We start from the raw sequence: 19,532 nt of genomic DNA on the forward strand, positions 1-19,532 counted from the left end.
CATGCGGTTCCGCCTGCTCGCACTCGCCCTCCTCGTGGTCCTCCCCGCGTGCGGCGGGGCCGCCGCGGACACGCCCGTGACCGTCTACGCCGCGGCTTCGCTGCGGGACGTCTTCCCGGCGATCGACAAGGCGCCCCGGTACAACTTCGCCGGCTCCAACCAGCTGCAGACCCAGATCGAGCGCGGCGCGCCGGCGGACGTCTTCGCCTCCGCCAGTGCGAAGGAGCCGACCGCGCTGCACGCCGCCGGGCGTTGCTCGCGGCCGGTGGCGTTCGCCGGCAACGCGGTCGTGCTGATGGTCCCCACGGGCAACCCGGGCAGGGTGACGTCGCTGCAGTCGCTGGCGTCCGGCCCGCGGCGGCGGCTGGCGGTGGGTGCCGAGGACGTGCCGGTCGGCAAGTACACGCGCGAGCTGCTCGACAACGCCGGGCTGAGCGACGTCCTGGCCCGCCACACCGTCTCCAACGAGCCGGACGTGGCAAGCCTCAGCGCCAAGGTCGCGCTCGGGTCGGCCGACGCGGGCTTCGCCTACAACACCGACGCGCGCGCCACGGGCGACCGGGTCGAGGTGATTCGCCTGCCCGCGGACGTGCAGCCGAAGATCCAGTACCTGCTGTGCGCGGTCCAGCGGGAAGGCGCCAACACCGAGGCGGCGCAGGCGTTCATCGACCAGGTGCGGTCGCCGGAGGGCCGGAGCGTGCTCCAGCGCCTCGGCTTCACGCCGCCCCCCGGGGACTGAGTGCGCGCCGGGTTCACCGCCCTGCTGGCGCTGTGCCTGGGCGTCGTCCTGGCCTTCCTGGCGATCCCGATCGTCGCGCTGTTCACGGAGGTCCCGCTCGGGGACGTGCCGAGCCTGCTGGGCGACCCGGCGGTGCGGGACGCGCTGGCCGTGACCGCCCGCACGAACGCGATCGCCAACGGCGCGATCCTCCTCGTCGGCACGCCCGCCGCCTACCTGGTCGCGACCCGCCGGTTCCCGGGCCGCGCGCTGGTGATCACGCTGATCGAGCTGCCGCTCGTGCTGCCGCCCGCGGTGGCCGGGATCGGGCTGCTGGCCGCGTTCGGGGCCGGCGGGCTGCTCGGCGGCGCGTTCGTGCTGCCGTTCACGGAGTGGGCGGTCGTGCTCGCCGTCGTCTTCGTCGCCTCGCCGTTCTACCTGCGCCAGGCGATCAGCGCGTTCGAGAGCGTGGACCCCACCTTGCACGACGCGGCGCGCACGCTCGGCGCCTCCCCCGCGCGCACGTTCGCCCGCATCGCGCTCCCGCTCGCCGCGTCCGGCCTCGTCGCCGGCTGGGTGCTCGCGTTCGCGCGCGGGATCGGCGAGTTCGGCGCGACGATCGTGTTCGCCGGCAACGTCCGCGGCGAGACGAGCACGCTCACGTTGACCATCTACGAGCAGCTCGAGGCGAGCTTCGACGTCGCGCTCTCGATCGGCATCCTGCTCGTGGTGCTCAGCGCGGTCGTGCTGCTTTCGTACAAGCTCCTCTCGTGGCGCCGCTCGAGCTCGACCTCACCGACCTCCTTCGCACGTTCGAGCTCCGCGCCCGCCTGACGGTCGAAGCCGAGACGTTCGCGCTGGTCGGGCCGAGCGGCGCGGGCAAGTCGACGATCCTGCGCCACGTCGCCGGGCTGCGGACGCCGTCCGCCGGCCGGATCACCCTCGGCGACGACGTGTGGTTCGACAGCGCGCGGCGGATCGACCGCGCGCCGGACCGCCGGAGCGTCGGCCTCGTCTTCCAGGAGTACGCGCTCTTCCCGCACCTGACCGTCGCGGCCAACGTGGCCTTCGGCGGCGCGTCGCAGGCACGCGTGGGCGAGCTGCTGGAGCGCTTCCGGATCGGCCATCTCGCGCGCGAGAAACCGACCCGGCTGAGCGGCGGCGAGCGCCAGCGCGTGGCCGTCGCCCGCGCGCTCGGCCGCGACCCGCAGGTGCTGCTGCTCGACGAGCCGCTGTCCGCGCTGGACGCGCACACGCGCGCCGCCGTGCGCGAGGAGCTCGCCGACATCCTCGCCGCGCAGCGCATCCCCACGCTGATGGTCACGCACGACTTCCTGGACGCGAGCACGCTCGCCGACCGCGTCGGCGTGATCCGCGACGGCCGCCTGCACCAGATCGGGCGGCCGGAGGAACTCACCGCGCATCCCGCCGACGAGTTCGTCGCCAGCCTCACGGGCGGCAACCTCCTGCACGGGGAAGCCGAGGGCACGCGCGTCACGCTCGACGACGGCACCGTGATCGAGGTCGCCGAGCCCGCGCGCGGGCGCGTCGGCGTGGCCGTCTACCCGTGGGAGATCGCCGTCACGAGCCGCCCGCCCGCCGCCGGCAACGTGCTCGCGGGCACCGTCGGCGCGATCACGCCCGACCGCGGGCGCACCCGCGTGCGCGTCGGCCCGCTGGTGGCCGAGGTCGGGACCGCCGATGGCCTCGAGCGCGGTGCGCGCGCCTACGCGTCCTTCGCGCCGGGCAGCGCCCGCGTCATCCGCTGAGCAGGCCGTCCACGAACCGGATCGCCGCGCGCGTGCTCTCGAGCCGCCACAGCGCCAGCGTGCGTGCGAAGCCCTCGTCGCGCGCGTCCTCGAGCTCGCGCGCGATGGCCCCGAGGCGCTCGCGTTGCGCGGTCAGCAGCGGCGCCGGATCGACGCCGGAACGGTCCAGGAACAGCAGCTTGAGCATGAGCTCCGCCCGCGCGTCGCGGACGTGCCACACGGGCTCCAGGCGCCACGCGTCCACCCGCGCGCGGCCGTCGGCGGTCACGTCGAACACCGTGCGCGGCGGGCCGCTCCCGCTCGGCTCGGTCCCCACCTCCTGCACGAGCTCCCGCTCGGCGAGCACGTCCAGCGTCCGGTACACGAGCGGGCGGCGCATCGCCCACACCCGCCCGACCTCGCCGCCGGGCGCGAGAGCGCGGGCGATCGCGAAGCCGTGCGTCGGCCCCTCGGCGACGAGCGCGAGCACGGCCCACTCGCCGGTCGCGAGCTGGTCTGGACGGCGCCGCATCGACGCGGGCAAACCTACCGCGCGCGTTGCGATCTGACCATCAGGCCGATGGCGGACCGGCGCTCGGCTACAACCACTGACCGTGTCGTGCATGGACTATCGCGTCATCCAAGAGTTCACCCTGCCGGGCGATCCGCCGACCCAGGACCGCCTCGACCGCCTGCGCGCGCGCCTCACCGCCGCGGCGCCGGGCGCGTCGATCGAGCTCGGCATCGGTCGGATGCTCGTGCACATGACGGTCAGTGCCACGGACGCCGAGCGCGCCGTCGCCAGCGCGCGCGACACCGCCTCGGGCGTGCTCGGCCGACGTGCCGCGCACGCCGAGATCGCTCCCTAAGCTGACGCCCGTGTGGGCGTACGCGATCATCGCGCCGGGACGGCTGGAGCGTGTCGAGGTACCGGTGCCGGTCGCCGGCGCCGGCCAGCGGCTCGTGCGGCTGCGCGCGGGCGGGATCTGCGGCTCGGACCTGCCGATGTTCCGCGGCCGCCGCAGCCAGCACTTCATCGACAACACGGGCGACCCCGGCTTCCCGCTGCACGAGGTGGTCGGGGACGCCGAGGACGGGACGCGCGTGGTCGGCTGGCCGGCCGGGCACCGCGGGCTCGCGGAGTGGTTCGTCGCCGACGCCGACCAGGTGATCGCGGTCGACAGCGACCTCAGCGACGTCGAGGCGACCGTCATCCAGCCGTTGTGCACGGTGCTGCACGCGCTCGACCGGCTCGGCGACGTCACCGGCCGGCGCGCGGCCGTGATCGGGCTCGGCTCGATCGGGCTGCTGTTCGCGCACGTGCTCAGCCGGCGCGGCGCGCTCGTGAGCGGCGTCGACCGCGTGGACCGGCGCGCGTTCGCCGAGCCGTTCGGGTTGCGCGAGGTGCGCTGGGACGACGCCACCGCCCTCCCCCACGACGCGTTCCACGTCGTGATCGAAGCCGTCGGCCATCAGACGCACACGTTGTCGGCGGCGGTCGACGCGCTCGCGCCCGACGGCACGCTGTACGCGTTCGGCGTCCCCGACGACACGCACTACCCGTTCCCGTTCACGCCATTCTTCCGCAAGAACGGAACGCTGCTCTCCGGCGTCACGGTCGAGCGGGCGAGCGCCCTGCGGGCCGCCCGCGCCTACCTGCTCGAACACCGGGAGCTGCTGGGCGCCTACATCACCGACGTGCTGCCCGTCACCCGCGCGCAGGAGGCGTTCGAGCTCGCCGTCGCCCCGACCATCGGCCGCGCGAAGATCGTCCTGTCAGTCGCGGATGTCGATGCCTAGCCCGCGGGCGAGCAGCGGGCCGAGGCTCACGAGCTGCACCGGGTCGATCGTCGCGCCACGCAGCGCCGTGACGTCGCCGTCGGGCTCCACGTCGCTGCCGCGCAGGTCGACGGCCCGCAGCCGCAGGTGATCGACCACCACGCGCCGCATCGCGCACGCGGCGAAGCGCGACTCGCGGATCTCCGCCCCGCTGAGGTCCGCGTCGTCGAGCACGCAGTCCTCGAAGCTGACGTGGCGCAGCTTGCTGGCGCGCAGGCTGGCGAGATCGAGCTTGCAACCCACGAACGCGACGTCCTCCAGCGTCGCCTCCGCCACCTTGAACCCGGTCATCCGGCAGCGCTCGAAGCGCACGCGCGTGAGCGCCCCGCCGCCGACGTCCGCGTTGGAGAGGTCGGCGTCGGTGACGACCACGTCCGCCAGCCGCAGCGAGCGCAGCCGCGCGCTCGCAAGGCGCGTGCGGTCCAGCCGGCTGCGCAGCACGCGCGCGCCCGCAGCCTTGAGCTCGCTCAGGTCGAGCTCGCCCACGAGCGCGTCCTCGACGTCGAAGCGCCCGTCCGGCGTCCACGGCGTCAGGTCCTCGTCGTCGAGGACGTCCGGCTTCTCCACCCGCATCGTCTGGGAGGCTACGACGTCATGAACCTGGTCGCGATCGGACGGGTGCAGTCGCCGCTCACGCTGCGTGAGGACGCGCCCAAACAGGGGGACGAGGGCGCGCCCGACGCCTGGCTGGTGTTCGACGAGGCGGTGGCGGAAGGCCTCGACGGGATCGTGGCGGGCGACGAGCTGCTCCTGCTGACGTGGTTGGACCAGGCCGAGCGCGACGTGCTCAAGGTGATCCCGCGCGGCGACCGCTCGCGCGGCGTCCAGGGCGTGTTCAACACGCGCTCGCCGGACCGCCCGAACCCGATCGGCCTGCACCGGGTGACCGTGCTCGAAGTGAACGGCCCGCGCCTGCACGTGCGTAACCTGGAAGCGCTCGACGGCACGCCGATCGTCGACGTCAAGCCGTTGCTGCGCAGCATCGAGGAACGATGAGCCGACCTTCCCCACCCGCCCCCGGGCCGTACCTGCAAACCGTGTCGGGGCGATTCGTGAACCCGTTCGACCCCGACCCCGAGCAGCTGGACCCGCACGACATCGCCCGCGCACTGGCGAACGTCTGCCGCTTCGGCGGGCACTGTCGGCCGTTCTACTCCGTCGCGCAGCACTCGGTGATCGTCAGCGAGCTGGTGGAGGCGCGCGGCGGCGACGTCGAGGACGTCTTCGCCGCGCTCATGCACGACGCCAGCGAGGCCTACCTCGGCGACATGCCGCACCCGATCAAGCACCGCTCCCCGCTCGGCGCCGCGTTCAAGGAGGCCGAGGGCCACCTGGAGGGCGTGCTGCGCGAGCGCTTCGCGATCAAGTCCGACGTGCCGGACATCAAGCGCGTGGACCGCGCGCTGCTCGCCACCGAGCGGCGCACGCTCAGCGGCGAGAGCTGGGACTGGCCGGAGCTCGAGGGCGTCGAGGCGCTCGACCTCGAGCTGGTCGCATGGCCGCCGGACGAGGCCGAGCGCGCGTTCCTGGCGCGCTTCGACGCGCTGCAGGCGCGCCGCTCAGCCGAGCCGTAGGAAGGCGTCGACGACGTCCGGGTCGAACTGGCGGCCGCGCAGGGCGACGATCTCGTCCCGGGCACGCTCCGGCGTCCAAGCGTCTTTGTACGGGCGCGGCGAGGTGAGCGCGTCGTAGACGTCGGCGAGCGCCACGATCCGGCCGGCCTCGGGGATCGCGGTCCCGGAGAGCTCGTACGGATAGCCGGTCCCGTCCCACCACTCGTGGTGGGAGCGGGCGATTGCGCGGCCCATCCGCAGCACGTCCGAGTGCGCGCCGTCGAGGATCGAGGCGCCCGCCTCGGCGTGGCCCTTGACCTGCTCGAACTCCTGCTCGCTGAGCCGGCCCGGCTTGAGCAGGACGGCGTCGGAGATCGCGAGCTTGCCGATGTCGTGCAGCGGGGCGGCGAGCCGCAGCAGCGCGACGCGGTGCGGCTCCCAGCCGAGCTCGGACGCGATCCGCGCGGCCAGGTCGGCGACGCGCTCGGTGTGCTCGTAGGTCGCGCCGTCGCGGTACTCGGCGGCGCGCGCGAGGCACTGCAGCGTCTCGGTGCGCGCCGCGTCGAGCTGCTCGTAGACCTGCACGTTCTCGATCGCGACCGCGGTCGAGTCCGCGAGCGCCTGCAGCAGGTCGAGCTCGTGGTCGCTCGGGCGGCGCATGTCGGCCCAGTAGTTGCCGATCGCACCGACCGGGTCGAGCGTGCGAATCGGGACCATCGCGAGGCTCTTGACGAACGTCGGCCGGTACGCGGCGTGCGGGATCCGCTCGTCCACGTAGATGTCCTCGATCGCGACCGAGCGCCGGTTGTTCATCGCCCAGCCCGAGATGCACTGGCCGAGCGGGAAGCGCTGCCCCTTCCACAGCGGCTCGATGGCGTCCTCGTCGGCGTAGAAGCACTTGTCGCCGTCGCGCAGCACGAACGTCGCGCCGTCGGCCCCCGTCAACCGGCGCGCGCCGGTGCGGACGATCGACTGGATCTCGGGGAGCGAGCGGGCCAGCGACAGCCGCTGGACAAGGCCGATCAACTCCTGGGCCGGGTCCGACTGGGTCTGCATCGGCGGTGAGTATCGGCCGATCGCCGCGCGAACTTGAAGGCATATGCCGGAAATGGTTCGCACGCTGACGAAGTGGCAACTTCCGAGCGCTCACACGGCATTTACATCTTCGGCCCGTCGAGCGAGGAAGCTGGTCGGAGTGGACGTGGTCCGCGTTCTGGCGAAGCTCGAGCCGGGCGGCGCGCAGCTGAGCGCGCTCCGGCTGAGCGTCGCGCTGCGCGAGCACGGGATCGAGACGCGGCTGCTCGCGGGCGAGGCCTGCCGTGCGGGCCTTCAGCTCGCGCGCGAGCACGGCTTCGAGCCGGAGTGCCTGCGCGGCGAGCTGGGCCGGCTGCAGTGGGCGCCGTCCCGCGCGTTCGCGGCGTGGCTGGCCCCGCGGCTGGCGGGGGCCGAGCTCGTGCACGCGCACATGTTCGGCGCCTGGTGGGCGGCGGCGCAGGTGCTCGCGCCGGAGGTGCCGCTGGTGGCGAGCGAGCACAACGCGCTGACCTGGCCGGGCCCGCCGCAGGAGCGGGAGCTGCGCGCGGCGCTGCCACGGGTCGACCACTTCTTCGCCCACGGTCCGGCCGCGCGCGCAACCGTGCTGAAGGCGGGCCTGGCGCCGGAGCGCCTGGCCCCCGGACGCTCCCCGGTCGTGGGCCTGGCCGCGAGTCCGCGGCCCGGGCTGCCGTCGCCACGGATCGTGTTCTGCGGGCGCCTGGCGCCGGACAAAGGCCCCGACGTGCTGGCGCGCGCGCTGCGCCGCGTGCCGGCCTGCCCGCCGGCGTACTTCGTCGGCGACGGGCCGCTGCGCGAGCATCTGGAGGCGCTCGCGCCGGACGCGGTGTTCGCGGGCTGGCAGCGCGATCCGGCGCCGTGGGTCGCCGGCGCCGCCGTGCTGGCCGCGCCCTCACGCGCCGACGCGTGGTCACAGAGCGTGGTGACGGCGATGGCGCTGGGCACGCCGGTGGTGGCGGCCGCCGTGGAAGGGCTGCCGGCGGTGCTCGCCGACGGGCGCGGGATCCTCGTCGCGCCCGAGGACCCGGACGCGCTCGCCGCCGCGCTCGACGACGTGCTGTGCGGCCGCCGCCGGCCGGATCTGGCGGCGGCGCGCGAGTACGCACTCGGCTTCACGCCCGAGCTGGTGGCCGAGCAGTACGCCGCCGTCTACGCGCGCGTCAGCGCGGAACTTCGATCGTTCGCATGACGATCCGCGTCTCGGTGGCGGCGACGCCGCCGCGGCTGCGCAGCTCGCGCACGGTCTGGTCGAGGTCTGCCGCGTCCTCGCACGCGAGCTGCACGATGTAGTCGAAGCGGCCGGTGACGAACGCGATCGAGCGGGTCGCGGGCAGCGAGCGGGCCAGACGCTCGAACGTGTCCGGGTCGGTCGTGGGCGCGAGCCGCACGTCGATGTAGGCGCCGAGCGAGCGCCCGAGCTCGCCCTGGTCGATCAGCGCCGTGTAGCCGCGGATCACGCCGCGCGCCTCCAGCCGCCGGACGCGCTCGGCGACCGCGTGCGCGCTCAGGCCCACCTCCTGCGCGATCTGCGCGAACGGCGCCCGTCCGTTTCGGACGAGCTCACGGATGATGTGGTTGTCGATCTCGCCGGACACAGCCGAAACCACAGCAGATGACCTTCACATCTTGCAAGTCGGTCGCGTGGGGGGTGACAGTCCCGCAATGACCGTCGTCGGCGTCCCCACAGAGATCAAAGTCGATGAGCACCGCGTCGGGCTGACCCCGGCGGGCGCGCGCGAGCTGACCGGCCGCGGCCACACCGTGCTCATCCAGGCGGGCGCGGGCGCCGGGTCCGCGATCCCGGACGCGGACTTCGTCGCCCAGGGCGCGACGATCGTCCCCGACGCCGACGCTGTGTTCGCCGACGCCGACCTCGTCGTCAAGGTCAAGGAGCCGCAGCCGGCCGAGGTCGCGCGCCTGCGTGAAGACCAGACGCTCTTCACCTACCTGCACCTGGCCCCGGACGCCGAGCTCACCCACGGCCTGATCGCCTCGGGCGCGACGTCGATCGCGTACGAGACGGTGACCGACCCGCGCGGCCGGCTCCCGCTGCTGGCGCCGATGAGCGAGGTCGCGGGCAAGCTCGCCACGCAGGCCGGCGCCTACACGCTGCACAAGCACTCCGGCGGGCGCGGCATCCTGCTCGGCGGCGTCGCCGGCGTGGCCGCCGCGAAGGTGATGGTCATCGGCGGCGGCGTGGTCGGCACCAACGCGGCGCGGGTCGCGATCGGCATGGGCGCCGACGTCGCGATCTACGACCGCAGCATCGAGCGCCTGCGCGAGCTCGAGCAGACGCTCGGCGGCGCGGCCGACACGTGCTTCGCCTCGACGCTGGACGTCGAGCAGGGCATCGCCGAGGCGGACCTGATCATCGGCGCGGTGCTCGTCCACGGCGCCAAGGCCCCGTCCGTGATTCGCCGCGACCAGCTCCCGGCGCTCAAGCCGGGCGCCGTGCTCGTCGACGTCTCGATCGACCAGGGCGGCTGCTTCGAGACCTCGCGCCCGACGACCCACTCCGAGCCGACCTACGAGGTCGACGGCATCGTGCACTACTGCGTCGCGAACATGCCGGGCGCCGTGCCGATCACGTCCACGCGCGCGCTCACGAACGCCACGCTGCCGTACGTGCTGCAGCTCGCCGACCGCGGCGTGCGCGACGCGCTGCTCGCCGACCCCGGCTTCCTCGAGGGCCTGGCGACCATCGGCGGGCGCCTGACGAGCGAGCCGGTCGCGCGCGACCAGGGCCTCGACTTCGTCGCGCCGGCGCAGGCCCTGGAGGGCGAGCTCGCGGTCGCCTGACGGCTACCCGTGGAGGCGGGCGATCGCCGGGTACGGGTTGCCGATGTCCTCGCGGTACTCGAAGTCCTCGTCGTAGACGTTGCCCGCGACGACGATCCGCCCGCGCCGGTCGACCGCGATGTGGCCGATCGTCGACCGCCCGATGTCGATGCCCGCGGGCCGGCCGAGCCGGAACTCCTTGATGCCCCGCCGCGCGAACGTCCGGTCCAGCCGGCCGCGCGCGGTGAGGCGGTACAGCGCGGCGACGTACCCGTCCGCGAACACCGAGCCCCCGAACAGGACGCGTCCGCGGCGATCTACCGTAACGGCCGAGAACTCGATCTCGCTCTTGAACGTCCGGTGCCGCGCGAAGAAGCCGCGCGCGGCGAAGCGCCGGTCGAGCCTGCCGTTCGGCCGCAGCCGGGCGACGAAGGGAAGCTCGTAGCCGGAGTCCGAGCCGAGGATGGTGAAGGTGCCGTCCCGGCCGCGCGCGAACCCGTCGATCCAGCGCTCGTCGTAGTGGCCCGCGGGCCACGGCAGGCCGGTCCGCGTGAAGCCCGGGAGCGGCTTGCCGGAGGCGTCGAGCCCCACCAGCCGGCGCGGCTCGATCGCGTACACGCGGCCGTCGCGCTCCACGATCATCTCCCACGCCGCGCGCAGCTCCGGCACCTCGACCGTCCCGTCGCCGCCGTAGCCGAGGTCGGGCCGGCCGTCGCGCTCGAAGCGCCACAGCGTCACGCCGGCCTGCCCGGCCCGTGAGCCGGCGACGACGATCCGGCCGCGCCCGTCGACCCCGAACGCGTCGATCCCGCCGGCCACCATGTCGACCGTGATCGTCACGCCGGCGGCCGCGCCGGCCGGGAGCACCTGCACCTGCCTGGTCCCGGCGAGTCGGTTCTGCACCAGCCCGAACCGCCCGGCCGTCCGCTCGAAGAAGTACGCCGGAGCCGCGAGCGGCGAGCGACGCACCGAGGGCCGCGATGGTCAGTGCGCGCCTCACAGCCATTCGGTCCTGAACACCGGGCTGGCGTGGATGTCGACGGTGATCAGCCGACCCGTGCCGGTGTTCTTGAACGCGTGCGGCGTGTTCGGCGGCGCGACCACCGGCGGTTCTCCGCCACGCACCACGAGCGTCTCGTCCCCGAGCGTGAACGTCGCCTCGCCCTCGACGATCACGAACACCTCCTCGTACGGGTGACGGTGCAGCGCCGGCCCCGCGCCAGGCGCCATGTCGTTCGTGATGACGGACATCGTCTCGCTGTGGAAGTCGGCCATGCGGCGGACGCTACAGGGGTCACTATACTTTCTGAAGTATGAGCGACGTGATCAAGGTCGACGTGTGGTCCGACATCGCCTGCCCGTGGTGCTACATCGGCAAGCGCAAGTTCGAGGCCGGGTCCGCCGGCTTCCCGGTCGAGGTCGAGTATCACTCGTTCGAGCTGGCGCCGGACACGCCGGTGGACTTCCAGGGCTCGGAGATCGACTTCCTGGTCGCGCACAAGGGCATGCCGGCCGAGCAGGTCAAGCCGATGCTCGACCACGTCGCGGGCATCGCGGCCGAGGTCGGGCTCGACTACGACTTCGACGCCCTCCAGCACACCAACACCGTCAAGGCGCACCAGCTCCTGCACTACGCGAAGGCGCACGGCCGCCAGCTCGAGATGAAGGAGCGCCTGCTGCGCGCGTACTTCGTCGAGGGCCGCCACGTCGGCCGCGTCGAGGACCTCGCGGATCTGGCCGCCGAGGTTGGGCTGGACCGCGCGGACGTCGTGCGCTCGCTCGACGCGGACGAGCACCTCGCCGCCGTCCACGCCGACCAGGAGCAGGCGATGCGCTACGGCATCCGCGGCGTCCCGTTCTTCGTCATCGACGGCAGGTACGGCATCTCCGGCGCCCAGGCCCCCGAGGCGTTCGCGCAGGCGCTCGAGCAGGTCCAGTCCGAGCGGGTGCCGTCATGAGCGCCTTCGAGATGCTCGGCGACCCGGACGCGGCGGCCTGCGAGGGCGACGCCTGCCTGCTCTCCACCGAGGAGGCGCAGCCGGACGCTCAGACGGCCGCGGGCGTCGCGATCCAGCTGCCGAGCAAGTTGAGCGCCGCTTCGGAGGCGCTGCCCGGCTCGGGCGTGTAGACCGCCATCGGCACGTCGTCGGCCGCGAACGTGAGCATCTCGTAGTTGACCGTCACCTCGCCCACGAGCGGATGCCGCACGCGCTTGACGCCGGCCTGGTGGGCGTGGACGGTGTGCGCCGCCCACCACGTGCGGAACGCCTCGCTGCGAGTGGAGAGCTCGCCGACGAGCGACGTCAGCGCGGGGTCGCACGGGTTGGCCCCGGCGTAGCTGCGCAGCGAGCCCACGGTGGCCTTCGCGATCTGCTCCCAGTCGACCCAGAACGTCCGCGCCGCGGGATCCAGGAACAGGAAGCGCGCGCTGTTGGCGCCTTCCGGGCTGTCGAAGAGTGGCTCGAACAGGGCGCGGCCGAGCGCGTTGGCGCCGATGTAGTCGCCGCGCGCGTTGATGACGACCGCCGCGGCCTGGATCGTGTCCAGGACGCGCTGGGCGATCGGGCGCAGCGCGGCCGGCTCGGCGCGCGGCGTGGGGCACGCGGGCCCGGCGGCGCGGGCGAGGTCGAACAGGTGCGAGCGCTCGGTGGCGTTGAGCCGCAGCGCGTCGGCGAGCGCGCCGAGCACGCTGTCGGACGGGCTCGTGGCCTGTCCGCGCTCGAGGCGCTTGTAGTACTCCACGCTCACGCCGGCCAGCGACGCGACCTCTTCGCGCCGCAGCCCGGCGACCTGGCGCCGGCCGTGCACGGGGATGCCGACGTCGGCGGGCGTGACGGCCGCCCGGCGCGCGGCGAGGAACTGCGACAGCTCGCGCGATTGGCCCATCACTCCAATGTACGGCGATCCCTGCGCGGGCCGGGGTGCCCTGCCAGTACCCCTCTCGCAGGGTCCTTTCGCAGCGTGCGCCGCGCTCGCATAGTGGGCCGCGGACATGACCGTTATCACCAAGGCCAAGGCCGTCGGCGCGCTGTCGCCGACCGCCGCACTCGGACCGCTGGAGATCGAGCGCCGCGCGCTCGGCCCGGACGACGTCCGCATCGACATCAAGTTCTGCGGCATCTGCCACTCCGACATCCACTTCGCGCGCGGCGAGTGGGGCGAGATCCCCTACCCGGCCGTTCCGGGGCACGAGATCGCCGGCGTGGTCGCCGAGGTCGGCTCCGACGTGACCAAGTTCGCCGTCGGCGACCGGGTCGGCGTCGGCTGCATGGTCAACTCGTGCCGCGAGTGCGAGAACTGCCAGGCCGGCAACGAGCAGTACTGCATCCCCGGCAACACGCAGACCTACGGCTCGATCGACCGCGACGGCACCGTCACCTACGGCGGCTACTCCGACCACGTCGTCGTCAACGAGGACTTCGTGCTGCGGATCCCGGACGAGCTCCCGCTCGACCAGGCCGCGCCGCTGCTGTGCGCCGGCATCACGACGTTCTCGCCGTTGCGCCACTGGGAGGCCGGCCCGGACAAGCAGGTCGCGGTCGTCGGGCTCGGCGGGCTCGGCCACATGGCGGTCAAGTTCGCCAAGGCGATGGGCGCCGAGGTGACCGTGCTCTCGCAGTCGCTGCGCAAGCAGCAGGACGGCCTGCGGCTGGGCGCGGACCACTACTACGCGACCAGCGACGAGGCGACGTTCGAGACGCTCGTGCACCGCTTCCACCTGATCATCAACACCGTCAGCGCGCAGGTCGACATGGGCGCTCTGCTGAGCCTCGTCAAGACCGACGGCGCGCTGGTCAACGTGGGCGCGCCCGGCGAGCCGCTGCCCGTGCCGGTGTTCTCGCTGCTGCTCCAGCGACGCTCGTTCGCGGGCTCGGGCATCGGCTCGATCGCCGAGACGCAGGAGATGCTCGACTTCTCCGCCCAGCACGGCATCGCCGCCGAGATCGAGGTCATCTCGGCCGGCCAGGTCAACGAGGCCTGGGAGCGCGTGCTCAACAGCGACGTGCGCTACCGCTTCGTGATCGACAACTCCACGCTCTGACCCGGCGCGAGCGGGACGGCGGGTACGCAACGATGGGGGAATCTCCCGCGTCGTGTTCATCGCCGTCCTGCTCGTCGCGTGCGGCGTCGTCTTCCTGCACTTCGCGTTGGGCGGCCTCTCGTGCGCCTGGGACACGTCCTACTGCGCCGAGAGCCCGGACAAGACCACCGAGTACCGCGGCCGGCTGCAGACGCAGGACGGACGCGTGCTCGCCGACACCGAGTTCTCGGTCGAGTTCGAGTCCCGCCTCGACGAGCCGGTCGGCGGCTTCCGCACCGACGCCGACGGTGACTACTGCGTCCGCTGGGCCCGCGAAGCCGTGTCCCCGAACGCCGTTGTCGGCGATGAGCTCGTCGGGCGGCTGGAGATCCCCGAGCCCGAGGAGCTCGTCGACGAGACCGTCGAGTGCCAGAGCAGCGACGCGAGCATCCCGTGGAACCGCACCGAGCAGCTGCGCTCGACCCCGCAGTTCCTCGGGTTGTTCGTGCCGGGCGTCGCCGCCATCGCGCTCCTCGTCTTCGGGCTCGTCCGGCCCCACCGCGCCGTCTTCTACGCCGGCTGCGCGCTGACCGCGGTGACGTGCGTGGGGTTCGCCGCGCTCTGGTTCGTGTGATCAGCCGAGCAGCCGGCGCACTTCCGAGACCGGGAAGCGGCGGTGCCCGGCCGCGGTGCGGTGCGCGCCGATGCGGCCCGTGTCGGCCCAGCGGCGCAGCGTGCTCGTCGAGACGCCGAGCGCCTCGGCCGCCTCGCTGAGCGGCATCGTCGCCTCGTCGTCGTGGTCGGGCTCGGGCACGAGCGTCCACTCGAGGCGCTCAGGCGGGAGTCCGTCGCGCAACAGCGTGCCGATCACATCCGCGGGCGCCGGGCGGGCGAGGCCGAAGCCCTGCGCGACGTCGCAGTCCACGCCGGCCAGCCAGGACGCCTGGTCGAGCCGCTCGACGCCCTCCGCGAGCACCGCGATGTCGAGCGCGCTCGCCATCGAGGCGATCGCGCGCAGCATCGCGCGGTCGCTCTCGTCGTGCGGGAGGCCGGCGACGAACGAGCGGTCGACCTTGATGCCGTCCAGCGGGAAGCGCTTGACGTAGTTGAGCGAGGAGTAGCCCGTGCCGAAGTCGTCGAGCAGCAGCTTGACGCCGAGGGCGTGCAGCGTCTCCAGGATCGCGGCGGGAGAGCTCGTCTCGGCCATCAGGACGGTCTCGGTGAGCTCGAGCGCGAGCCGCTCCGGCGCGATCCCCGCGCGCTCGAGCGTGCGGGCGACCTGGTCGGCGAGCCCAGGCACGGCGAGCTGGCGGCCGGACAGGTTCACGGACACGTAGATCGAGTCGTCCTGCCAGCGCGCGAGCTGACGGCAGGCCTCGTCGAGCACCCAGGCGCCGAGCGGCACGATCAGCCCCGTCTCCTCGGCGACGGGCACGAAGTCGGCGGGCGAGACCATCCCGCGCTCCGGGTGCTCCCAGCGCACGAGCGCCTCGACGCCGACGATCCGCCGCTCCCGCAACGAGACCAGCGGCTGGTAGTGGAGCCGCAGCTCGTCGCCGTCGAGCGCGCGCCGCAGGTCCTGCTCGAGCTGGAGGCGCTGCACGACGCGGCGGCGCATCGCGGCGTCGAACAGCTCGTAGCCGGTGCCGACGCGCTCCTTCGCGCGCCGCATCGCGGTGTCGGCGTCGCGCATCAGGCCCTCCGGGCTCGCGTCGCCGCCGCCGACCGCGACCCCGAAGCCGGCCGACACGTGCAGGCGCCGATCACCGAGCACGATCGGCGCGTCGAACGTGCGCAGCAGCCGCTGCACGACCGCGAGCGCGCCGCGCTCGTCGCCGACGTGCTCGCATAGCACGCCGAACTCGTCGCCGCCGATGCGCGCGAGCGAGTCGGGGGCGCGCAGGGCGCCGTCGAGCCGCTCGGCCAGCGCCCGGATGAGGTCGTCGCCGAGGCCGTGCCCGAAGGTCTCGTTGACGTCGGTGAAGCGGTTGACATCGAGACGGATGACGGCGAGCGTCGTGTTCTCACGCGCGGCGCGCGTCACCGCGTGACCGATCCGGTCGCCGAACAGCGTGCGGGTCGGCAGGCCCGTGAGCGGGTCCAGCAGCGCGCGCCGGCGCGCGCCCGCCTCGGCGTCGCGGCGTTCGGCGGCCGCCGCCAGCAGGTGCGGGGGGGCCTCGACGGACCCGAGGTCGGACCCGGGATCGTCGTCGGTGTGGGTGGGGGGCGCGCGGCAGGTGTGCGGCGTGATCGGCACGACCAGCGCCGTCCGCACGCCGCGCGCCAGCCACACGACCGGCAGCTCGCGCGCGCTGTAGGCCACCGGCCGGTCCGGCAACGGATGGTTGAGCGCGAACGCCGCTTCTCCCGCGATCACGCGCAGCGAGCCGCCCGGCTCGGCCGACAGCACGCACGCCTGGTCGGTGCGCAGCGCGTCGACGAGCGCGGGGAGCGTCGCCGCCGCGAGTCCTTCCCAGGTGGCGTCCTCGACCGCGCGCCGGCCGATCGCGGCCAGCGCGCGCTGGCAGCGCACGTGGCGCTCGGCGCGCGCCTCGTCGCGCCGTGCATCGGTGACGTCGACGGCCTGGCAGAGCCCCAAGCGCAGCTCACCCTGGCCGTCGCGGACGAGCGAGAGCGCGATCTCGCACAGCCGCAGCTCGCCGTCCGCCCGCCGCAGCCGCGCCTCGACGGTGGCGGCCTCCACCTCGCCCGCGCGCACGCGCCGCATGCCCTCGTGGAGCGCGGGCAGATCGTCGGCGTGCACGAAGTCCCGCGGCGAGCTGTGGCGGCGCAGCTCGTCCTCGCTCACGCCCAGCAGCGCCGCCAGGTGCGGGTTGGTCTCGACGATCAGCGCCGCGCCCGGGCCGAGCGAGAACAGCGCGAGACCCACCGGGGCATGGCGGAAGGCGGCGGTGAAGCGCTCCTCGGCCAGCCGCAGCCCCCGCGCGGCGCGGGCCTCGGCGACCTCGGTGCGGCGCAGCTCCCACGCGAGCCACTCACGCTCGAGCGCTTCGCCGATCGCGGCCGCCTCACCCTCCAGGGCTTCGCGGTCGGCGCGGCTGAACGGCGCCTGCTGGGCGTGACGGGCGAGCAGGATCGCGGCACGGACGGCGCCGTCACGCTCCCGGACGGGCATGGCGAGCGCCGAGCACAGGTCGACCGCGCCCGCATGCGGACCGAACCACGCGCCCAGGTGCTCGGGCGTGCCGGACGCCAGCAGCGTCGTGCCCGCGCCGAGCAGCCCGACCGCGCGCGTGCTCGTGAACGAGGACGGCGCGCCGAGGAACTCGCTCATACGGCCGGCGATCCCGGCGTCGTCGTGGTGGCCGGCGACCGGGACGAGCGTCGAGTCCAGGTGCGAGCGGAACAACACCAGGCAACCCCCGTCGAAGCGGGTTGCGAGCATGCGCGCGACCGCCGACAGCCCTTCGTGGCCATCCTGCCGCGCACCCGCGAGCACGCGTGCCGTCTCGGCGGCGAGTTTGGTCATCGGATTCGAATGGTCAGAACATTTCGGAGCTAGCGTTGCGGGATGGACTTTCCCCATGTCCTCGCCATTCCAACCCGCTGGATGGACAACGACGTCTACGGGCACGTCAACAACGTCCAGTACTACGCGTACTTCGACACCGTCATCAACGAGTACCTGATCGCCGCCGGCGGGCTGGACATCCACGCCGGCGAGGCGATCGGCGTGTGCGCGGAGTCCCACTGCACCTACCACGCGCCGCTCGCGTTCCCGACCACGGTCAACGCCGGCCTGCGCGTGTCCAAGCTGAGCCGCTCGAGCGTGACCTACGAGCTCGCGCTGCACGACGGCGACGCGGCCGAGCCCGCCGCCACGGGCTGGTTCGTGCACGTGTTCGTCGACCGGGTCACGCGGCGCCCGGTAGCGATCCCGGACGGCATCCGCGCCGCCCTGGAGCGCCTAGCCGGCGACTGACTCCCACTGCGCATAGAGCGCTTCCAGCGTCTTCTTGGCCTCGGCGTGGCGCGCCGTGGACTTCTCGGCCGACCGCGGATCGTTCCAGGCGGACGGGTCGGCGAGCTCCACCTCGAGCGCGGCCAACGCGGCCTCGGCCTTCTCGATCTGCGTCTCGAGCTTCTTGGCCTTGGCGACCTCGTTCTTGGACCGCTGCGGCGCGGGCTTGGCCGGGGCCGCGGCCTTGGGCGCGTGCTTCTTGGCCTGCTTGGCGCTGCGCTCGGCCTCCGCCCGTTCCTCGCGCACGCGCACGTACTCGGGCCAGCCGCCGACGTAGGAGTGCAGCGTCTGGTCCTCGAGCGCGATCGTGCGGGTGCCGACGGCGTCCAGCAGCGCGCGATCGTGGGAGACCAGCAGCAGCGCGCCCTGGAACTGCTGCAGCGCCGCTTCCAGCGCCTCGCGGCTCTCGAGGTCGAGGTGGTTGGTGGGCTCGTCGAGGATCAGGACGTTCGCGCCGCTGCTCACGAGGATCGCCAGCGACAGCCGCTGGCGCTCGCCGCCGGAGAGCCCGTCGAGCGGCTTCTCGGCGTCCTCGCCGCTGAACAGGAACTTCCCCAGCAGCGACCGCGCCTCGTTGGGCGTGAGCTTGGTCGCGCGCTGGCACGCCTCCAGCACGGTGCGCCCCTGCTGGAAGGCCTCGGCGTGCTGCGCGAGCAGCCCGAGGTTGACGTTGTGCCCGCGCCGCAGCTTGCCGCCGTCGAGCTCGCGCAGCCCGGCCAGGGCGCTGATGAGCGTCGTCTTGCCGGTGCCGTTCGCGCCCACCAGGGACACGTGCTCGGAGCGCTCGAGCCACAACTCGGCGTCGTCGAGCAGCACCCGGTCGCCGATCTGCAGCTTCCCGTCCTCGAGCTCGAACACGACCCGGCCCGAGCGCTGCGGTGGCTTGAACGCGAACCCGAGGCCCTTGCTGTCCTTCGGGTCGGTCGTGAGCTTGTCCATCTTCTCGAGCTTCTTCGCCCGCGAGGAGGCCTGCCGGGAGCGCGTGCCCGCGCTGAAGCGGTCCACGAACCGCTGGAGCTTGGCGATCTCGGCCTGCTGCTTCTCGATCGCGCGGCCGAGCGCCAGCTCGCGCTGGGCCTTCTCGGCCCGCCACTGGTACCACGTGCCCTTGAAGAACTTCGAGCGCCCACCCTCGAGCTCGAGCACGCTCGTGCCCACCGCCTCCAGGAACCAGCGATCGTGCGCCACGAGCACGACGGCCGCGTCCAGCGCCTGCAGGTGCGCCTCCAGCCACTCCAGCGACTCGATGTCGAGGTGGTTGGTGGGCTCGTCGAGCAGCAGCAGGTCGGGGTCGCCGGCCAGCGCGCGCGCGAGCGACGCGCGCGTGAGCTCGCCACCGGAGAACGTCTCCAGCGAGCGGTCCATGTGCTCGTCGCGGAACCCGAGGCCGTGCAGCGTCGAGTTCACGCCTTCGCGCCAGTTGTAGCCGCCCGCGTGCTCGAGCCGCGTCTGCGCGCGCGAGTACGCGTCGAACACGCTCATGTCGCCCTCGGCCATCTTGACCTCGAGCGCCGCGAGCTCCTCCTCGAGCTCGATCAGCTCCTGGCAGCCGCCCAGCACGTAGTCGCGCAGCGTCAGGTCGCGGTCACGCGGCGGCCGCTGGTCGTGCAGCTTCACGCGCACGCCCTTCTGGAACGCGAGCTCGCCGCCGTCCACGCCGGTCTCACCCGCCAGCATGCGCAGCAGCGTGGTCTTGCCGGAGCCGTTGCGCCCGGACAGGGTCAGGCGGTCCTTGCGCTCGAGCTTGAAGGAGACGCCCCGCAACAGGGGCTCGCCCGCCATGTCCTTGGCGAGATCGGACGCGATCACGACAGCCATCGGACAACGAGGATAGGTAACC

At 73.3% G+C, this 19,532-nt stretch carries 23 protein-coding genes; 14 read left to right on the top strand and 9 right to left on the bottom strand.

Annotated elements, in window-relative coordinates; translation table 11 throughout:
• The first annotated feature begins 1 nt into the window (after nucleotide 1).
• Genes modA through OJ962_RS13085 form a run of 3 tightly spaced genes read left to right on the top strand, consistent with a single transcriptional unit; the run spans nucleotide 2 to nucleotide 2,487 of the window.
• Nucleotides 2-739 carry a molybdate ABC transporter substrate-binding protein gene (gene modA, locus OJ962_RS13075; protein WP_202958444.1) on the top strand — a complete coding sequence of 246 codons (738 nt, stop codon included), beginning with the start codon at nucleotides 2-4 and terminating at the stop codon, nucleotides 737-739.
• A complete protein-coding gene (modB, locus tag OJ962_RS13080; RefSeq protein WP_202958445.1) occupies nucleotides 740-1,552 on the top strand; it encodes a molybdate ABC transporter permease subunit in 813 nt (270 codons plus the stop codon).
• The gene (locus tag OJ962_RS13085; RefSeq protein WP_202958446.1) at nucleotides 1,489-2,487 is read left to right on the top strand and encodes an ABC transporter ATP-binding protein; all 999 of its coding nucleotides are present in this window, start codon (nucleotides 1,489-1,491) and stop codon (nucleotides 2,485-2,487) included. The genes modB and OJ962_RS13085 overlap by 64 nt, the downstream gene beginning before the upstream one ends.
• Here OJ962_RS13085 and OJ962_RS13090 read toward each other — a convergent pair.
• Nucleotides 2,477-2,998 (bottom strand): PadR family transcriptional regulator, encoded by a 522-nt coding sequence (locus OJ962_RS13090; RefSeq protein ID WP_202958447.1) that lies wholly within the window; start codon nucleotides 2,996-2,998, stop codon nucleotides 2,477-2,479. The genes OJ962_RS13085 and OJ962_RS13090 overlap by 11 nt on opposite strands.
• Nucleotides 2,999-3,089: 91 nt before the next feature.
• Between OJ962_RS13090 and OJ962_RS13095 the strand changes: the two genes are divergently transcribed.
• Both OJ962_RS13095 and OJ962_RS13100 read left to right on the top strand, forming a co-directional pair.
• Nucleotides 3,090-3,335, top strand: coding sequence for a hypothetical protein (locus OJ962_RS13095; protein ID WP_202958448.1), 246 nt, complete (start codon nucleotides 3,090-3,092; stop codon nucleotides 3,333-3,335).
• A 10-nt stretch (nucleotides 3,336-3,345) separates the two neighbouring features.
• Nucleotides 3,346-4,266 (top strand): zinc-binding dehydrogenase, encoded by a 921-nt coding sequence (locus tag OJ962_RS13100; RefSeq protein ID WP_202958449.1) that lies wholly within the window; start codon nucleotides 3,346-3,348, stop codon nucleotides 4,264-4,266.
• Here OJ962_RS13100 and OJ962_RS13105 read toward each other — a convergent pair.
• Nucleotides 4,243-4,878 (bottom strand): pentapeptide repeat-containing protein, encoded by a 636-nt coding sequence (locus tag OJ962_RS13105; RefSeq protein WP_202958450.1) that lies wholly within the window; start codon nucleotides 4,876-4,878, stop codon nucleotides 4,243-4,245. The genes OJ962_RS13100 and OJ962_RS13105 overlap by 24 nt on opposite strands.
• 21 nt (nucleotides 4,879-4,899) lie before the next feature.
• On the opposite strand from OJ962_RS13105, the gene tsaA reads away from it, so the two are divergent.
• Both tsaA and OJ962_RS13115 read left to right on the top strand, forming a co-directional pair.
• On the top strand, nucleotides 4,900-5,301 hold the full coding sequence (tsaA, locus tag OJ962_RS13110; RefSeq protein ID WP_202958451.1) for a tRNA (N6-threonylcarbamoyladenosine(37)-N6)-methyltransferase TrmO: 402 nt from the start codon (nucleotides 4,900-4,902) through the stop codon (nucleotides 5,299-5,301).
• Nucleotides 5,298-5,879, top strand: a complete 582-nt coding sequence (locus tag OJ962_RS13115; RefSeq protein WP_202958452.1) for an HD domain-containing protein — start codon at nucleotides 5,298-5,300, stop codon at nucleotides 5,877-5,879. Before tsaA ends, OJ962_RS13115 begins: the two co-directional genes overlap by 4 nt.
• Here the strand turns inward: OJ962_RS13115 and OJ962_RS13120 are convergent.
• The gene (locus tag OJ962_RS13120; protein ID WP_202958453.1) at nucleotides 5,865-6,914 is read right to left on the bottom strand and encodes an HD-GYP domain-containing protein; all 1,050 of its coding nucleotides are present in this window, start codon (nucleotides 6,912-6,914) and stop codon (nucleotides 5,865-5,867) included. The two genes, OJ962_RS13115 and OJ962_RS13120, sit on opposite strands and share 15 nt — an antisense overlap.
• A gap of 139 nt (nucleotides 6,915-7,053) precedes the next feature.
• Here OJ962_RS13120 and OJ962_RS13125 point away from each other — a divergent pair, with 139 nt between their 5' ends.
• Nucleotides 7,054-8,100, top strand: a complete 1,047-nt coding sequence (locus OJ962_RS13125) for a glycosyltransferase (RefSeq protein WP_270006389.1) — start codon at nucleotides 7,054-7,056, stop codon at nucleotides 8,098-8,100.
• Here the strand turns inward: OJ962_RS13125 and OJ962_RS13130 are convergent.
• A complete protein-coding gene (locus tag OJ962_RS13130) occupies nucleotides 8,072-8,518 on the bottom strand; it encodes an Lrp/AsnC family transcriptional regulator (protein WP_202958455.1) in 447 nt (148 codons plus the stop codon). The two genes, OJ962_RS13125 and OJ962_RS13130, sit on opposite strands and share 29 nt — an antisense overlap.
• A gap of 55 nt (nucleotides 8,519-8,573) precedes the next feature.
• Here OJ962_RS13130 and ald point away from each other — a divergent pair, with 55 nt between their 5' ends.
• Nucleotides 8,574-9,710 (top strand): alanine dehydrogenase, encoded by a 1,137-nt coding sequence (gene ald / locus OJ962_RS13135; RefSeq protein ID WP_202958456.1) that lies wholly within the window; start codon nucleotides 8,574-8,576, stop codon nucleotides 9,708-9,710.
• 3 nt (nucleotides 9,711-9,713) lie between these two features.
• Here the strand turns inward: ald and OJ962_RS13140 are convergent, their stop codons facing one another.
• Together OJ962_RS13140 and OJ962_RS13145 are read right to left on the bottom strand one after the other, a co-directional pair.
• Entirely contained in the window at nucleotides 9,714-10,658 is a 945-nt protein-coding gene (locus tag OJ962_RS13140; protein ID WP_202958457.1) for an NHL repeat-containing protein, read from the bottom strand.
• 27 nt (nucleotides 10,659-10,685) lie between these two features.
• Complete coding sequence (locus tag OJ962_RS13145; protein WP_202958458.1) at nucleotides 10,686-10,964, bottom strand: cupin domain-containing protein; 279 nt, start codon at nucleotides 10,962-10,964, stop codon at nucleotides 10,686-10,688.
• A 38-nt stretch (nucleotides 10,965-11,002) separates the two neighbouring features.
• On the opposite strand from OJ962_RS13145, the gene OJ962_RS13150 reads away from it, so the two are divergent.
• Together OJ962_RS13150 and OJ962_RS13155 are read left to right on the top strand one after the other, a co-directional pair.
• Complete coding sequence (locus OJ962_RS13150) at nucleotides 11,003-11,647, top strand: DsbA family oxidoreductase (protein ID WP_202958459.1); 645 nt, start codon at nucleotides 11,003-11,005, stop codon at nucleotides 11,645-11,647.
• The gene (locus OJ962_RS13155) at nucleotides 11,644-11,817 is read left to right on the top strand and encodes a hypothetical protein (RefSeq protein WP_202958460.1); all 174 of its coding nucleotides are present in this window, start codon (nucleotides 11,644-11,646) and stop codon (nucleotides 11,815-11,817) included. Before OJ962_RS13150 ends, OJ962_RS13155 begins: the two co-directional genes overlap by 4 nt.
• On the opposite strand, the gene OJ962_RS13160 is transcribed toward OJ962_RS13155, so the two are convergent.
• Complete coding sequence (locus OJ962_RS13160) at nucleotides 11,736-12,575, bottom strand: helix-turn-helix domain-containing protein (RefSeq protein WP_202958461.1); 840 nt, start codon at nucleotides 12,573-12,575, stop codon at nucleotides 11,736-11,738. The two genes, OJ962_RS13155 and OJ962_RS13160, sit on opposite strands and share 82 nt — an antisense overlap.
• Nucleotides 12,576-12,681: 106 nt before the next feature.
• Between OJ962_RS13160 and OJ962_RS13165 the strand changes: the two genes are divergently transcribed.
• Together OJ962_RS13165 and OJ962_RS13170 are read left to right on the top strand one after the other, a co-directional pair.
• On the top strand, nucleotides 12,682-13,731 hold the full coding sequence (locus OJ962_RS13165) for an NAD(P)-dependent alcohol dehydrogenase (protein ID WP_202958462.1): 1,050 nt from the start codon (nucleotides 12,682-12,684) through the stop codon (nucleotides 13,729-13,731).
• A 52-nt stretch (nucleotides 13,732-13,783) separates the two neighbouring features.
• Entirely contained in the window at nucleotides 13,784-14,344 is a 561-nt protein-coding gene (locus OJ962_RS13170) for a hypothetical protein (protein WP_202958463.1), read from the top strand.
• Here the strand turns inward: OJ962_RS13170 and OJ962_RS13175 are convergent, their stop codons facing one another.
• Nucleotides 14,345-17,200 carry an EAL domain-containing protein gene (locus OJ962_RS13175; protein WP_270006390.1) on the bottom strand — a complete coding sequence of 952 codons (2,856 nt, stop codon included), beginning with the start codon at nucleotides 17,198-17,200 and terminating at the stop codon, nucleotides 14,345-14,347.
• Nucleotides 17,201-17,242: 42 nt separating this feature from the next.
• On the opposite strand from OJ962_RS13175, the gene OJ962_RS13180 reads away from it, so the two are divergent.
• Nucleotides 17,243-17,653, top strand: coding sequence for an acyl-CoA thioesterase (locus tag OJ962_RS13180; protein ID WP_202958465.1), 411 nt, complete (start codon nucleotides 17,243-17,245; stop codon nucleotides 17,651-17,653).
• Here the strand turns inward: OJ962_RS13180 and OJ962_RS13185 are convergent.
• The gene (locus tag OJ962_RS13185) at nucleotides 17,639-19,510 is read right to left on the bottom strand and encodes an ABC-F family ATP-binding cassette domain-containing protein (protein ID WP_202958466.1); all 1,872 of its coding nucleotides are present in this window, start codon (nucleotides 19,508-19,510) and stop codon (nucleotides 17,639-17,641) included. The genes OJ962_RS13180 and OJ962_RS13185 overlap by 15 nt on opposite strands.
• Nucleotides 19,511-19,532: the final 22 nt, after the last annotated feature.

Origin of the sequence: Solirubrobacter deserti, from assembly GCF_027587175.1 — a bacterium.
Taxonomy (GTDB): Bacteria; Actinomycetota; Thermoleophilia; order Solirubrobacterales; family Solirubrobacteraceae; genus Solirubrobacter; species Solirubrobacter deserti.

Coding starts and splice junctions, on each gene's coding strand:
- modA (WP_202958444.1), top strand. CDS start 2: ATGCGGTTCCGCCTGCTCGCACTCGCCCTCCTCGTGGTCCTCCCCGCG.
- OJ962_RS13180 (WP_202958465.1), top strand. CDS start 17,243: ATGGACTTTCCCCATGTCCTCGCCATTCCAACCCGCTGGATGGACAAC.
- OJ962_RS13090 (WP_202958447.1), bottom strand. CDS start 2,998: ATGCGGCGCCGTCCAGACCAGCTCGCGACCGGCGAGTGGGCCGTGCTC.
- OJ962_RS13120 (WP_202958453.1), bottom strand. CDS start 6,914: ATGCAGACCCAGTCGGACCCGGCCCAGGAGTTGATCGGCCTTGTCCAG.
- OJ962_RS13165 (WP_202958462.1), top strand. CDS start 12,682: ATGACCGTTATCACCAAGGCCAAGGCCGTCGGCGCGCTGTCGCCGACC.
- OJ962_RS13145 (WP_202958458.1), bottom strand. CDS start 10,964: ATGGCCGACTTCCACAGCGAGACGATGTCCGTCATCACGAACGACATG.
- OJ962_RS13150 (WP_202958459.1), top strand. CDS start 11,003: ATGAGCGACGTGATCAAGGTCGACGTGTGGTCCGACATCGCCTGCCCG.
- tsaA (WP_202958451.1), top strand. CDS start 4,900: ATGAACCTGGTCGCGATCGGACGGGTGCAGTCGCCGCTCACGCTGCGT.
- OJ962_RS13175 (WP_270006390.1), bottom strand. CDS start 17,200: ATGACCAAACTCGCCGCCGAGACGGCACGCGTGCTCGCGGGTGCGCGG.
- OJ962_RS13160 (WP_202958461.1), bottom strand. CDS start 12,575: ATGGGCCAATCGCGCGAGCTGTCGCAGTTCCTCGCCGCGCGCCGGGCG.
- ald (WP_202958456.1), top strand. CDS start 8,574: ATGACCGTCGTCGGCGTCCCCACAGAGATCAAAGTCGATGAGCACCGC.
- OJ962_RS13185 (WP_202958466.1), bottom strand. CDS start 19,510: ATGGCTGTCGTGATCGCGTCCGATCTCGCCAAGGACATGGCGGGCGAG.
- OJ962_RS13115 (WP_202958452.1), top strand. CDS start 5,298: ATGAGCCGACCTTCCCCACCCGCCCCCGGGCCGTACCTGCAAACCGTG.
- OJ962_RS13155 (WP_202958460.1), top strand. CDS start 11,644: ATGAGCGCCTTCGAGATGCTCGGCGACCCGGACGCGGCGGCCTGCGAG.
- OJ962_RS13095 (WP_202958448.1), top strand. CDS start 3,090: ATGGACTATCGCGTCATCCAAGAGTTCACCCTGCCGGGCGATCCGCCG.
- OJ962_RS13105 (WP_202958450.1), bottom strand. CDS start 4,878: ATGCGGGTGGAGAAGCCGGACGTCCTCGACGACGAGGACCTGACGCCG.